This window comes from Frankia sp. Mgl5 (genome assembly GCF_023242985.1).
Classification (GTDB): domain Bacteria; phylum Actinomycetota; class Actinomycetes; order Frankiales; family Frankiaceae; genus Parafrankia; species Parafrankia soli.
Genome location: NZ_JALKFY010000687.1, coordinates 17586 through 30323 on the forward strand (window position 1 = coordinate 17586; position 12738 = coordinate 30323).

Below are 12738 nucleotides of genomic sequence, written 5' to 3' on the forward strand. Positions count from 1 at the left end.
TGGCGCCGTCGATGTGACCGACAGATCCAGACCCGTCGCCGTTCGGAGCGATGTAACCGGCGCCGTTGAACTGGACGGTTCCCTGGCTGCCGCCGTAGTCGGGGTCCGCGGTGGCACCGAAGCCGCTCCCGTCGGGGACGTAGCCGCTTTCCGGCCCAGCGGTCCAGCCCCCAGGGTGTTGGGCGACGAAGGTGGCGCCGTCGATGTGACCGACAGATCCAGACCCGTCGCCGTTCGGAGCGATGTAACCGGCGCCGTTGAACTGGACGACCCCCAGGTCAGTGCCGTTCGTGCCGGCATCGCCGCCGTGGTCGGGGTCCGCGGTGGCACCGAAGCCGCTCCCCGCCGGAAGGTAGCCACCTTCGGCCCCGGCGGTCCAACCACCGGGGACACCGGTAACGAGGTCAGTCGAGTCGAGATGACCCGCGGCCCAGGAACCGTCGGACTGCTGGGTGACATAGTCAGCACCGTCGAACTGGACAACCCCCAGATCAGCGCCACCAGCGTCGAGTGGTGCGCCAGGCGGTACGTAGCCGTCACCGTCGCCGGATGGGCCGGCGATCGTGCCTGTGACGCCGGCCGGAGGCTCGAGCTGCTCCGCCGTGGTGGCGGGCTCGTCCGGCCCCCCGGTCGGATAGGGCGCGCCAGCGTCGTCCCCACCCTGGATGGGTGGCACATCGGCCTGGGCCGAACCATCCACGGGGTTGGCGTCGCCCGGCTGTTGATCGGAGGATTCGTGCCTGCCCGCCGAATCATCCCTGCCATCGGCCGAGGCCGCCGCGTGCTGGTCCAGCTTCTGGCTCCTGCCAGCAGGGACGTCCGGATGACTGCCGGAGTCTGGCCGCGGCGCCGGGACGCCCGCGTCCGCCGCATCCCGCGGGTTGGTCGGAACACCCGCGTCAGGGCCCGCCGGACTCGGCGACGGTGCGACGGGCGAGACGGGCGGGATTCCGCGGAAGCTGCCGATCTCGCTCGTCTGCTGGGGCCGCCATCCGGTTGCGGTGCTCGCCGGCGTACCGCCTCCTCCTACCTGCGGGCGGGTCTGGGGCCCGGCTTCCCGGACCGGCGATCGTTGCTGCTGCGCCCTGGAGGATCCGGCAGCGTCTCGCCCGGCGCCCCCGGCCTGGCCGGTAGGTGCCCTGCCGGACTGATTGCCGCGCTGATCGTCGGCAGCGGGCCTGTTCGAGGCGGGCGCCCGGCCAAGACCGGGGACCCGCCACCGAGGGCCGCCGACGCCGGACCGGGGCAACCCTCCTCTGCCGGAACCGCTTCCCCTGCCGCCCATCTTCCGCACTCCTTACCAACGAATAGATCCGGCCACTGGGCGAGATCCGAAATCGGTATGATTTCGAAGGTTTCCGCGGTCAGGTCCACGGCCCCCGGAAGCGCGCCCGCTCGACGAGGACCCGGGATTCCAGGCGTCTGCCCAGCAGGAGCACATCGGCCGGCTTGCCGATGGCAGTCAGGTCGATCTTCCGCACCGACGCCGCACCGGACTCGTTGTAACTGATACTCATCGACGCCGTGTTCGCCAGATAGTTGGTCATCGTCCGACGGTAGATTGGCGGCTCGGTGATCTGGTAGTACCAGATGAACTGAACCGATCGCCGAAGGAATCCGTCGCGCACGTCCAGGCCGTACTCGTACAGGACCGCTCCGTTGAGGTGCCGGCAGGCAGCAATCACCGCTGCCGCACCGACAAAGTAGAGGAAGATCGCGGTCCAGGACAATGTGTAGTATCGGAGGAACAACGACCCTCCGCTGTAGTCCAGAAGCGGGCCGACGGAGAATCCTGATCCCGTCACCCTCAGGTGTGGCGTGTGCACGACCTTTGCCTGGGTCGTCCCTATCAGTGCCACCACCGCGACGGCGAGCAGCGCCGCCGCCGTCCGGGCGAACTGCGAGCACAGCAGGATCGAGACGGCGAAGATCGCGTAGCTGAGCGCGACGCGGTGCGAGACGGCGAGATCGGTCAGGACCGGAGCGGAAACACGACTGTCCCGCTGACTGAAGGCGGCGAACAGGAGGCTCAGGAGCACCAGGGTCAGGGTGCCCGCGCCCAGCAGGACGGCGATCGCCCGCGGGACGAGGTTGCGGGCCTGCAGGCGCACGAGACCGACCTGGATGCCGCGGTCAACGACGCCTTGGGCATCGATCCGGGTGCGCAGCGGGGTCGGCCCGGCCCCGGGGGCCGAGCCTGCCGCCGGGGCCGCCCCGGCCGCCAGGAGGGCGTTCTCACAGTCACGCAGTCGAGCTGCGGTATCCCGGTAGTTGCCGGCTGCCAGGACCGCTCGGTAGGCGTCGATGGCGCCGGTCAGGTCGGCCGTGGCCTGCAGCGTGCGGCCCAGCTGGTAAGCCGCCTCGTAATGCCTCGGATCCCGCGCCAGAACGGTGCGGAACTGCGCGGTCGCCTCCCTCGTCCGACCAAGGTCGGCCAGGCAGATCGCACGGGCGTACTGGGCCGCGACGTTGTCGGGCTCGTCGGCCAGAAGCTGGTCGAGCAGCTCCAGTGCCTCACCGGGCTGCCCGCGCCGATGGACCTGGCTCGCGCGGTCGAACAGGGTTCTCCCCGCTGCCGGCGGACTCCCGTCCTCGGGCACCGTCCCGGCCGTTGTGGTTGCCGTTCGCTGGTTCATCACACCCTCCCCCGTATCGGCGCTCGACGGCCATGGTGGCCGCCGTTGGTTGTCGACTGGCTGTGAAGCGGTGGTCGACCTCGGTTCGAGCCTCACAACCGGTTTGCCACCGCATTGCAACCGGCAGTTGCCATCGTCCGGATGTGACGGCGACGCAGCCTCCGGGCCGCGCCGCGGCGCAATGGTGAGGACGTGGCGACCTGATGGCGGTGCGGACGCGGTGAGCACGTGATGCAGGACGCGTCAAGGGGGATGCGACTGGCCGGAGTGCTCGCCATACTCGGCGGATCAACAATGTTGATATACGGAGTTCTCTGCCTGGTGAGCATTGCAAGGGAAAGCGCCGCCGTGGATGTCGATCCCGGTGTCTACGAGGCTCGATCCGGAAGAAGCGTCGTCATCGCGGCCGGCGGCGTCCACCTTGTTCTCGTCGGGGGTCATCTCTACCGCTCGGCGTCTCACCGGAGCGGCTGAGCGGTCACGGCCAGGCGCTACTGGCCGCAGGATCGGGGTGCGCGAACTCCGCCACCAGGCGGCTGACGCCCATCCCCGCTTCGCCTTCGACGATGACCACGTCACCGCTGTCGCTGTCGAGGACCCGCTCGCAGGCTCGTTCGAGCCAGCGCAGGTCCGCCTCCCGCCCGGCCAGCGGGTTGCGATCCGCACCGATCGCGGCGGGCAGGGGCCGCGGCCGGACCGGGCTCGGCACCGGGCAGTCAGCACCGGCGAGGATGGCGGCGTACAGCGCCCGCAGCCGCGCGCCCGGATCCACGCCCAGCTCGTCGGTCAGGTGCCGGCGCGCCGAGTGGTACGCGGCCAGGGCCTCGGCCTGCCCGGCGGACTCGTACTGGGCGACCATCAGCTGGCCCCAGAAGCGCTCCCGCAGATGTTGCCCTGGAGGGTCTCCTCCGCGGTCGGGGGCGGCGTGGCCCCCCACAGCCCGTCGATCAGCCCTGGCACCGACACGACCCGGTTGTGTCGGGACAGCAGCAGGCCGAGCAGGGTGCGTTCACGGGGGCCGTGCAGCCGCAGGGGCCCGCCGTCCAGCCGCACCTCCAGCGGCCCGAGGGCACCGGACCACAGCCCGGAGGCAGCGGTTGGCATACCGTCCCCGGAGATGTGCGGGTGCCTCCTGCTTCTTCGGCCCGACCGCGTTCAGGACCGGGTCGTGGCAGTTGGTGACGAGGTTCGATATCGCCCCGGATTCTGCCGCAGATCACCCGGGCGCCGATGACATTCGGCAGTCGGGTCGCCGTGAAGTATGTCCTGGGCGTACGGGACGACGTCCTTCGCCGCTTCGGCTCCGGCCCATGCAGTCTGGCTGCATGGGGCAGAAGACGATCGACGGCAACGAGGCGGCCGCTTCGGTGGCCTACCGGGCGAGCGAGGTCATCGCCATCTACCCGATCACCCCTGCCTCGGGAATGGGCGAGCTCGCCGACGTGTGGGCGGCAGGGGGACGCCCGAACCTGTGGGGCGGGGTGCCCGAGGTGGTCCAACTACAGAGCGAGGGGGGCGCCGCCGGCGCCGTCCACGGCGCCCTGCAGGCGGGTGCGCTGTCCACCACCTTCACCGCGTCGCAGGGACTCCTGCTGATGCTGCCCAACATGTTCAAGATCGCCGGCGAGCTCACGCCGATGGTCCTCCATGTGGCCGCCCGGACCCTGGCCACGCAGGCATTGTCGATCTTCGGTGACCACAGCGACGTGATGGCGGCGAGGTCGACCGGCTTCGCCATGCTGTCCTCGGCGTCTCCGCAGGAGGCGCACGATCTCGCCGCGGTCGCGCACGCGGCCACTCTCGAGACACGCGTGCCGTTCCTGCACTTCTTCGACGGCTTCCGCACCTCGCACGAGCTGAACGAGGTCACGCTGCTCGACGACCCGACGCTGGCCGGCCTGCTGTCCGAAGCCCACGTCGACGCCCATCGCCGCCGCGCGCTGTCCCCGGACCACCCGGTGATCCGTGGCACCACCCAGGACCCCGACACGTTCTTCCAGGCGCGCGAGGCGGCCAACACCTACTACGCCGCCGTCCCGGGTGCCGTGCAGCGGGCGATGGACCAGCTGGCCGCGGCCACGGGCCGGGCCTACCGGATCTTCGAGTACCACGGCCACCCGGAGGCCGAGCGGGTCGCGGTGATCATGGGTTCGGGCCGGTCGGCGGTGCGCGACGCGGTCAGCCGGCTGGTGGCGCGGGGCGAGCGGGTCGGGTTCGTCCAGGTCCGCCTGTACCGTCCCTTCGACACTGCGGCGTTCCTCGCCTGCCTGCCGCCGACGGTGCGTTCGGTAGCCGTCCTCGACCGGACGAAGGAGCCGGGCGCGACGGGCGAGCCGCTGCGGCTCGACGTCCTGGCGGCGCTCGCGGAGCGGCCCGAGCGCATGCCGCGGGTGATCGGTGCTCGCTACGGACTCGCGTCGAAGGAGTTCACGCCCGCGATGGCGGCGGCGGTGTTCGAGGAGCTGGCGCGGGAGAGCCCGCGGCGCGAGGTGACGGTCGGCATCGACGACGACGTCACGCACCTGTCCCTGCCGGCGGACGAGGACGGCTTCCCGGAGCCGGACGACGTCCGGCGCGCCGTGTTCTACGGCCTCGGCAGCGACGGCACCGTGGGCGCCACCCGCACCACCGCCGGCATCGTGGGCAGCCACACGCCGCTGCACGCGCAGGCCTACTTCGTGTTCGACTCCAAGAAGTCCGGCTCGATGACGGTGTCACACCTGCGGCTGGCGCCGCGGCCGGTGGACGCGCCCTGGCTGATCCGGGACGCCCAGTTCGTGGGCTGCCACCAGTGGTCGCTGCTGGACCGGGTCGACGTTCTCGCCGTGGCCGGGCAGGGTGCCACCGTCCTGGTCAACACCTCGTACCCACCGGATCAGGTGTGGGACCACCTGCCGGCCGAGGCCCAGCGGCACCTGCTGGCCAGGGGCGCACGGCTGTTCGTCGTCGACGCCGACCGGGTGGCGGCGACGGCCGGCATACCCGGCATCGTCAGCCCCGTGCTCCAGACCTGCTACCTACGGCTGTCCGGCCTGTTCGAGCCGGCCGAGGCGGTCGCCGCGGTGAAGGAGGGCGTCCTCGCCAGCCAGCGCAAGCGCGGGGAGGAGGTCCTGCGCCGCAACACCGCGGCGGTGGACGCGGCCCTGGGCGCGCTGCGCGAGGTCGACCTGCGCGACCGCACCGTCACCGGGCAGCCGCGCCGGCGCCTGGTCGGCGACGTACCCGAGTTCGTCCGGCTGGTCACCTCGCGGATCATGGCCGGCGAGGGGGGCCTGCTCCCCGTCAGCGCACTGCCGGTCGACGGCACGTTCCCGGTGGGGACGGCCCGGTACGAGAAGCGCGGCATCGCCCGCGAGCTCCCGGTCTGGGATCCCGAGCTGTGCGTCAGCTGCGGCAAGTGCGCCATCGTCTGCCCGCACGCGGCGATCCGGATGACACTGTTCGACCCGACGCGGCTCGCCGACGCCCCGCCGTCGTTCCGGCACACCCGCCCGAAGGACCCCCGGCTCGGGGAGTACCGGCTCACGATCCAGGTCGCGCCGGACGACTGCACCGGCTGCGGTGTCTGCGTCGAGGCGTGCCCGGCGAAGAGCCGGGAGATGCCGGACCACCGGGCGCTCGACATGGTCGACGCCGACTCCCGGTTCGCCGAGGAACGGACCAGCTGGGCCTTCCACGAGACCCTGCCGGCGGTCGAGCCGCGGCTCGCCTCGGCGGCCACCGTCCGCGGCTCGCAGTTGCGGGAGCCGCTGTTCGAGTTCTCCGGGGCGTGTGCCGGCTGTGGGGAGTCGCCCTACCTGAAACTGCTCACCCAGCTGTTCGGTGACCGCATCGTGGTCGCGAACGCCACCGGCTGCTCGTCCATCTACGGCGGGAACCTGCCCACCACGCCGTGGACGACCAACGCCGACGGCCGCGGCCCGGCCTGGGCGAACTCCCTGTTCGAGGACAACGCCGAGTTCGGGCTGGGCATGCGCCTCGCGCTCGACGCCCGGGCCCGGGAGGCCCGCCGGCTGCTGCGCGCCGAGGGCGCTCTGGTCGCTGACCGGCTCGTCGAGGCGATCCTGGACGCCGACCAGTCGACCGAGGCCGGCATCGCCGACCAGCGTGACCGGGTCGCCGAACTGCGGCGCCGGCTGGCGGGCGGCGGGCCCGCCGCCCGGAACGGGCACGCCGCCCGGCTGGACGCCCTCCTCGACGACCTCGTCGCGAAAAGCGTGTGGATCGTCGGCGGTGACGGCTGGGCCTACGACATCGGCTTCGGCGGCCTCGACCACGTGCTCGCCTCCGGGCGCGACGTCAACATGCTCGTCCTCGACACCGAGGGGTACTCCAACACGGGCGGGCAGGCGTCGAAGTCGACGCCGCGGGCGGCGGTCGCGAAGTTCGCGGTCGGTGGCAAGCGGACCCGCAAGAAGGACCTCGGCCTGGTCGCGGCGGCCTACGGCGACGTGTATGTCGCGCAGGTGGCGCTCGGTGCCAACGACGCGCACACGGTGAAGGCCTTCAACGAGGCGGCCAGCTGGGACGGCCCGTCGCTGATCATCGCCTACAGCCACTGCATCGCCCACGGCATCAACATGACCGACGGCATGGCGCACCAGAAGGCGGCGGTGCGGTCCGGCTACTGGCCCCTCTACCGTTTCGACCCGCGGGCGGAGGAGCAGCCGTTCTCCCTCGACTCCCGGGCCCCGTCGATCCCGTTCAGCGAGTTCGCCGCGACCGAGTCCCGCTTCACCCGGCTCGGCATGGCCAACCCCGAGGAAGCCGACAAGCTCGAGGCCCTCGCGCAACGCGACATTCTCGGCCGGTGGCGCGGCTACGAACACGAGGCCGCCCAGAGCCGCCCGAGCCAGGAGGGCTGATCCGTGTTCTTCCGCCGCGCTACGTGGTCGAAAGCGGTCGGTTCCTCCATTTCTCGTCGAGGGTCTCGGGCGGGGGCGGGGCACCGAGGTCCCGCGGCCGGTATCCCTCGGGATAGCCGGGGTAGGTGCGGGTTCCGGGGTCCCAGGCGAACTTGATGCGCCGCCGCGGCGGAAGCCGTCGGATCACGGCCGAACGGGCCCGCAGCGAACCCGTCGTGGCCCGGCACATCCAGGCCGGCGCCGGGTCGAATCCGAAGGCGCTCAGCATGGTCTCGTCGAGCAGCGACCGCACCCCGACCCGTACCGCCGGACGCAGCCATGCGGGAAACCAGCCGGCGAACATCTCCGTCGTGTACGTCCCGATCCTGCGGTTGCTCTCGGCGAACCGGAAGGTCTCCTGCTCGTACTCGTGTTTGAAGGTGCGGAAGACGTCGAAGTCGGCGGGAATGTCGCGGATACCCATCCGCAGCCCGATCTCCCGGTAGAACTGGAACGCGGCGATGGTCTCGTGATCGGTCAGCCGGCGCCAGCCGTGGGCGTTGATCCAGTCGATCGGCTCGTAGATGAAGGTGGTGAGCACGTAGCGCAGGTCATCGTTGTCGATGGCGTAACGTCCGTGGATCCGATTGATCACCCGCAGTGCCTCGCGGCCGCGCGGGGAGTCGTAGCCGACGGCCGTGAGCTCCCCCATCAGCAGGGCGGTGTCGTCGTAACGCTTCTGTGGCCGCTCCCGGAACTCACCCGTCGCCTCCAGCAGCGCCGAGATCGTCGGGACGCAGTAGGTTCGGAACAGGGCGAACTCGAGCGCCCGGCGGTAGTCCCACGGGAACTCGTACCCCGAGGAGATCCGGTAGATCTCGTGGTGATCGGCCACCGGATCCAGCTCGAGGATCCGGCGCGTCCATCTGTCGCGGTCGGTGAACATTCAGCCCAGCTCGTCCCGTCATTCGGATCACCGTCGTCCGGCGATTCACCACCGGCTGATCCCATCAGTTCGGACGCGCCCCGCCGCGCCGCGACGCGACACCAGCTACGCGAGCGAGGCGGCGCGCAGCGACGCGAGGCGACGCGGCCGCCATCAGATGCCCTGCGGACTTGGCCCCGCGGGGCATCTGATGGGCGCTGGGCGAAGAGCGTCAGGCTGCGGGACGGTTGATGTCGGGGATCTGGATGGGAGTGGTCTGGGTCGAGGTGCCCCCGTTGAGGAACGCCATGGCCACCGCTCGGATGAACTGGTCGAAGAGGTAGAAGTTGGCCGGCATGAGCGGGAGGAGTCCCTCCCGGAAAAGGATGTACGCCGGCCAGCCGACCTTGATGATTCCGGCCGAGATCAGGTCACGTGGCAGCTCGAGCCAGTCGGCGACCGTGTCGCCGAGCACGTAGCGGGTGAACTCGTTGAGGAAGCCGCGCGTGACGCCCAGGTCGACCTGCGAGACGAGCCCGAGCAGGACCTCGGCGAGCGCCTTGCCCTCGGTGGTGGGCAGCAGGATCGGCGAGAGCACCTGGGCCGACTGGGCGTGCGCGTCGGCCCACGTCTTGGGAATGAACTCGTCCTTCACGCCGAGCAACGAGATGGCGACCTGCCAGCTGTGGAGGAAGGCGTTCTCATCGGCGGTCGACATCGGGATCTTCCATTCCTTCAGCTTGGAATGCACGAAGGTCCCCAGGCTGTGGAAGGTGACGAGGATGTCGCCGTTGCTGATCGGGATCGTCTCGGTCGCCCCCGATTTCCACTGCGGCAACTGCGGCAGGAGATGACGGACCGCGGCGTGCACCATCCGCGTCTTGTTCGCGGTGACGATGAACTGCCCACTCGGCTCGAAGGCGTTCAACTGGCTCAGGTCGTACCCGAAGGTGAAGGTCTTCGCCGCACGGTCCTGCATGTCGGCGCCGCCCTTCGACCAGTACACCGACCTGGCCTCGCGCGGGATGACCGTGCTCATGATTCCGCTGCCCAGTCCATACAGCATGAACAGATAGGTGTCCTTGCGCCGGTTGAAGTCGGCCGCGCGACGCAGCTGGCTCATGTCGGCCCACGACGGTAACTTGTTGGACTGCTGCAGGAAAGCGGTGACGTCGGCCGGCAGACCAGTCGGCAGGGGATGGTTGTTGTTGACCCAGGGGCCGATGGCCGCATTGACCGCGGGCACCTGGCCGTTGTCGAGGACGGCGGCCATCGCCCGGTCGATGGTGTCGTCCCAGACCCACTGGGGATCGGCACCCGTACCGGCGCCGGCGATGGACGTCCAGCCCGGAGCGCTCCAGGCCGGAACCACGTCCGCGACGCCGACCAGACCAAGCGCGGCGCCTAAAGAAAGGACGCCTCTCCTGTTTAGATTACTCATTTTCCTACCTGCTTCCCGAGGTCAACGGCACTGAAGACGTCCTGTTACAGCACATCGACGCAGCACATCGATGCAGTACGCCGACGAAAGAGGGGGCACTCGCGACACGAGTGGGGACGGGATAACCATCAGAGTAACGACGCGCCCGACATCAAACAAGTCTCTTATTTTGAACCGAGTTCCGACCATGACTATCCTCGCCATTTGCGACAATCACCTGCCACCTTCAGCGGCGCCGAAATCGGCGGGAGCCGGGAGGTCCGCGGTCGGTGAACATTCAGCCCACCTCGTCCCGCCGGCGCACCGCCGTCGTCCGCGATTTCCCACCGGCCGACCCCGCCGGATCGCCGCGTGGCTCGGCGTGACCGGCGAGCGGCCCACCCCGGCACTCATATATTTGATCGGTGACAGTGATCACGGCCCTCGCCGGGGCGACGGTCGACGCGATCGGGTGCTCGTGCTCGGCGCGACGGGTGACCAGGAAGGGCGGAGCATGACCAGTCCAGCCGGAGCGCGACGTGCCCGTGGCACGCCCCTGCCACGAGCGCCCCAGCTCGCCGACGAGGTCGCCGCCCACCTGCGCGACCTCATCATGTCGGGGCAGATCTGGCCGGGCGAGTACATCCGGCTCGACGACGTCGCCCGCGAGCTCGGAGTGAGCGTCACGCCCGTGCGGGAGGCGCTGGTCCGCCTGCGCGGCGAGGACATGGTCGAGCTGGAGCCCCGCCGCGGCTACGTGGTCTCCCCACTCTCCCAGCAGGATGTACGCGATCTGTTCAGCCTGCAGGGTGACATCGCGGGCGAGCTCGCCGCGCGGGCGACCGCCGTGATCGAGCCCCAGCACCTCACGCAGCTGCGCGACCTCCAGGAGGCCCTGCGCGGCGCGGTGCGGACCGAGGCCGTCGACAAGATCGAGCAGCTCGAGTTCGAGTTCCACCGGATCATCAACCGGCTGGCCCAGGCACGCAAGCTGTCCTGGTTCCTGCACACCGCCAACCGCTACACACCGGCGCGGTTCTACTCCGCGGACCAGGCGTGGTGCTCGGACATGCTCGGACGTCACGACGCGCTGCTGACCGCGCTGGAGAACAGGGACGCCGACGAAGCCCGCGCCGTCACGGTCCGCCACTTCACCGACGGCGCCGACCGGCTCATCGCTCACCTGGCGAAGCTCGGGATGTGGCGACCGGCCTCGCCTCAGCCGGACTGACCGGCCCACCCCGCCGAGGGGGGCGGTCGTGGCCGCCACCTCCGGCGGGGCGGCCCGCTCCCCGTTCACCGGCGCCCGTGCCGCAGCCGGAACAGGCGCAGTGCGCTCGGCACGGCCTTCGGGGAGCGTTCCAGGGTCATCAGGTCCACCGGGCTGGCGAAGCGGGTGCTGGTGATCGCCTTCGGTCGGCTGAACTCCCGCAGGCCGTCGGCACCGTGGATGCGGCCGAAGCCGGAGTCGCCGACGCCACCGAAGGGCAGGGCCGGGATCGAGGCGAACCCGAGCACGCTGTTGACGGAGGCGGCGCCGGTGCGCAGCCGGCGCGCCACGTCGATCCCGCGGGCCCGGTCGCGGGTGAACACCGAGGCGGCGAGCCCGAACGGGGAGTCGTTCGCGCGGCGGACCGCCTCGTCGAGGTCCGCGACCCGGTCGACGACCAGCGTCGGGCCGAACGTCTCCTCACGCACCGCCAGACTGTCGGAGGGCACGTCGAGGAGCATCACCGGATCCACGAAGGGCGGGCGAACCGACTCCACCCCGCCGACCACGGCCCGCGCCCCGCGCCCCAGCGCGTCCTCGATGTGCGAACGGATGATCTTCACCTGGTCGGGCATCGTGATCGGCCCGTAGTGGGCGCCCTCCCCGTCGCCGGGCCGCAGCCGGGCGGCGAGAGTGGTGACCCGGGAGACGAAGTCGTCGAACACTGCGTCGACGACGAAGACCCGCTCGACTCCGGCGCACGTCTGGCCGGCGTTGCCCATCCCCCCGAACACCGCCGCCTTCGCCGCGGCGTCGAGGTCGGCGTCGGCGGCGACGATCAGCGCGTCCTTGCCGCCCGCCTCGATCACCACCGGGGTCAGGGTGCGGGCGCAGGTGGCCATGACGCGCTTGCCAGTGGCCGTCGAGCCGGTGAAGGCGATCTTGTCGACGCCCGCCTCGCACAGCGCGGCGCCGGTCGCGCCGAGCCCGGTGACGACCTGCAGCACCGGCCGCGCGGGCAGCAGCCCGGCCCAGGTGTCGGCGAGCCAGCGCCCGACGCCCGGGGTGTACTCGCTGGGCTTGAAGACCACCGCGTTGCCCGCCGCCAGGGCGTAGGAGATCGAGCCCATCGGCGTGTACAGCGGGTAGTTCCACGGGCCGATCACTCCGACGACGCCGAGCGGGGCGTATTCGAGGATGGCTGTCTGGTTGACGGCGAGCAGGCCCGGGCGTACCCGGCGCGGGCGCAGCACGCGGCGGGCGTTGCGGGCGGCCCAGTCCAGGTGCTCGACGGCGAGCATGACCTCGAGCACGGCGTCGTCGAAGGGCTTGCCCGTCTCGGCCCGGATGATCCCGGCCAGGGTCTCGGCCTCACGGGCCATGGTCAGGCGCAGCGCCGACAGGTACCTGCGGCGCTGTTTCCAGCCGATGGAGCGCCACCAGTCGCCGGCGTCGCGGGCGATGTCGACAGCCGCGCGTACGGCGGTCTCGTCCGCTACCGGGTAGGACGCGGCATCCGCTCCAGTGGCCGGGTCGCGCGTCACCAGGACGGCTAAGTGATCGGCCGCGGTGGTCATCGAACCCCCAGGGTCGTGCATCACATATATTTGGTATCCGATACAATACAAGCCATTTGGCTGGCGCGGAAGGACATCGCCGGCCGGACCTACGGGCCGGGAAAGCGTCGACGATCAGGCGATCGC

9 protein-coding genes and 1 pseudogene are annotated in these 12738 nt (G+C 70.6%); 3 read left to right on the forward strand and 7 right to left on the reverse strand.

The genetic code is table 11. The features are described from left to right. Positions 1 to 700 (reverse strand): annotated as a pseudogene (locus tag MXD62_RS25530) (hypothetical protein); the annotation flags it as partial. Between the two features lie 664 nt (positions 701 to 1364). Continuing rightward, positions 1365 to 2636: a tetratricopeptide repeat protein gene (locus MXD62_RS25535; protein ID WP_248831965.1), complete on the reverse strand. Its 1272-nt coding sequence runs from the start codon at positions 2634 to 2636 to the stop codon at positions 1365 to 1367. Positions 2637 to 2864: 228 nt separating this feature from the next. On the opposite strand from MXD62_RS25535, the gene MXD62_RS25540 reads away from it, so the two are divergent. Beyond that, positions 2865 to 3110 carry a hypothetical protein gene (locus MXD62_RS25540; protein ID WP_248831966.1) on the forward strand — a complete coding sequence of 82 codons (246 nt, stop codon included), beginning with the start codon at positions 2865 to 2867 and terminating at the stop codon, positions 3108 to 3110. Between the two features lie 4 nt (positions 3111 to 3114). Here the strand turns inward: MXD62_RS25540 and MXD62_RS39400 are convergent, their stop codons facing one another. Further along, positions 3115 to 3495 (reverse strand): BTAD domain-containing putative transcriptional regulator, encoded by a 381-nt coding sequence (locus MXD62_RS39400; protein WP_285224183.1) that lies wholly within the window; start codon positions 3493 to 3495, stop codon positions 3115 to 3117. After that, positions 3495 to 3740, reverse strand: coding sequence for a hypothetical protein (locus tag MXD62_RS25550; protein ID WP_248831967.1), 246 nt, complete (start codon positions 3738 to 3740; stop codon positions 3495 to 3497). The genes MXD62_RS39400 and MXD62_RS25550 overlap by 1 nt, the downstream gene beginning before the upstream one ends. 221 nt (positions 3741 to 3961) lie before the next feature. Here MXD62_RS25550 and nifJ point away from each other — a divergent pair, with 221 nt between their 5' ends. After that, the gene (gene nifJ / locus MXD62_RS25555; protein ID WP_248831968.1) at positions 3962 to 7501 is read left to right on the forward strand and encodes a pyruvate:ferredoxin (flavodoxin) oxidoreductase; all 3540 of its coding nucleotides are present in this window, start codon (positions 3962 to 3964) and stop codon (positions 7499 to 7501) included. Positions 7502 to 7520: 19 nt separating this feature from the next. On the opposite strand, the gene MXD62_RS25560 is transcribed toward nifJ, so the two are convergent. Together MXD62_RS25560 and MXD62_RS25565 are read right to left on the reverse strand one after the other, a co-directional pair. Further along, positions 7521 to 8426, reverse strand: coding sequence for an oxygenase MpaB family protein (locus tag MXD62_RS25560; RefSeq protein ID WP_248831969.1), 906 nt, complete (start codon positions 8424 to 8426; stop codon positions 7521 to 7523). Positions 8427 to 8637: 211 nt separating this feature from the next. Then, entirely contained in the window at positions 8638 to 9846 is a 1209-nt protein-coding gene (locus tag MXD62_RS25565; RefSeq protein ID WP_248831970.1) for an oxygenase MpaB family protein, read from the reverse strand. Between the two features lie 493 nt (positions 9847 to 10339). Here MXD62_RS25565 and MXD62_RS25570 point away from each other — a divergent pair, with 493 nt between their 5' ends. Continuing rightward, a complete protein-coding gene (locus MXD62_RS25570) occupies positions 10340 to 11056 on the forward strand; it encodes a GntR family transcriptional regulator (protein WP_248831971.1) in 717 nt (238 codons plus the stop codon). Between the two features lie 65 nt (positions 11057 to 11121). Here the strand turns inward: MXD62_RS25570 and MXD62_RS25575 are convergent, their stop codons facing one another. Beyond that, positions 11122 to 12612: an aldehyde dehydrogenase family protein gene (locus MXD62_RS25575; protein WP_248831972.1), complete on the reverse strand. Its 1491-nt coding sequence runs from the start codon at positions 12610 to 12612 to the stop codon at positions 11122 to 11124. Positions 12613 to 12738: the final 126 nt, after the last annotated feature.

Bases quoted from the DNA above. Each gene is read 5' to 3' on its own strand.
- nifJ (WP_248831968.1), top strand. From the start codon at position 3,962: ATGGGGCAGAAGACGATCGACGGCAACGAGGCGGCCGCTTCGGTGGCC.
- MXD62_RS25560 (WP_248831969.1), bottom strand. From the start codon at position 8,426: ATGTTCACCGACCGCGACAGATGGACGCGCCGGATCCTCGAGCTGGAT.
- MXD62_RS25570 (WP_248831971.1), top strand. From the start codon at position 10,340: ATGACCAGTCCAGCCGGAGCGCGACGTGCCCGTGGCACGCCCCTGCCA.
- MXD62_RS25565 (WP_248831970.1), bottom strand. From the start codon at position 9,846: ATGAGTAATCTAAACAGGAGAGGCGTCCTTTCTTTAGGCGCCGCGCTT.
- MXD62_RS25550 (WP_248831967.1), bottom strand. From the start codon at position 3,740: ATGCCAACCGCTGCCTCCGGGCTGTGGTCCGGTGCCCTCGGGCCGCTG.
- MXD62_RS39400 (WP_285224183.1), bottom strand. From the start codon at position 3,495: ATGGTCGCCCAGTACGAGTCCGCCGGGCAGGCCGAGGCCCTGGCCGCG.
- MXD62_RS25535 (WP_248831965.1), bottom strand. From the start codon at position 2,636: ATGAACCAGCGAACGGCAACCACAACGGCCGGGACGGTGCCCGAGGAC.
- MXD62_RS25575 (WP_248831972.1), bottom strand. From the start codon at position 12,612: ATGACCACCGCGGCCGATCACTTAGCCGTCCTGGTGACGCGCGACCCG.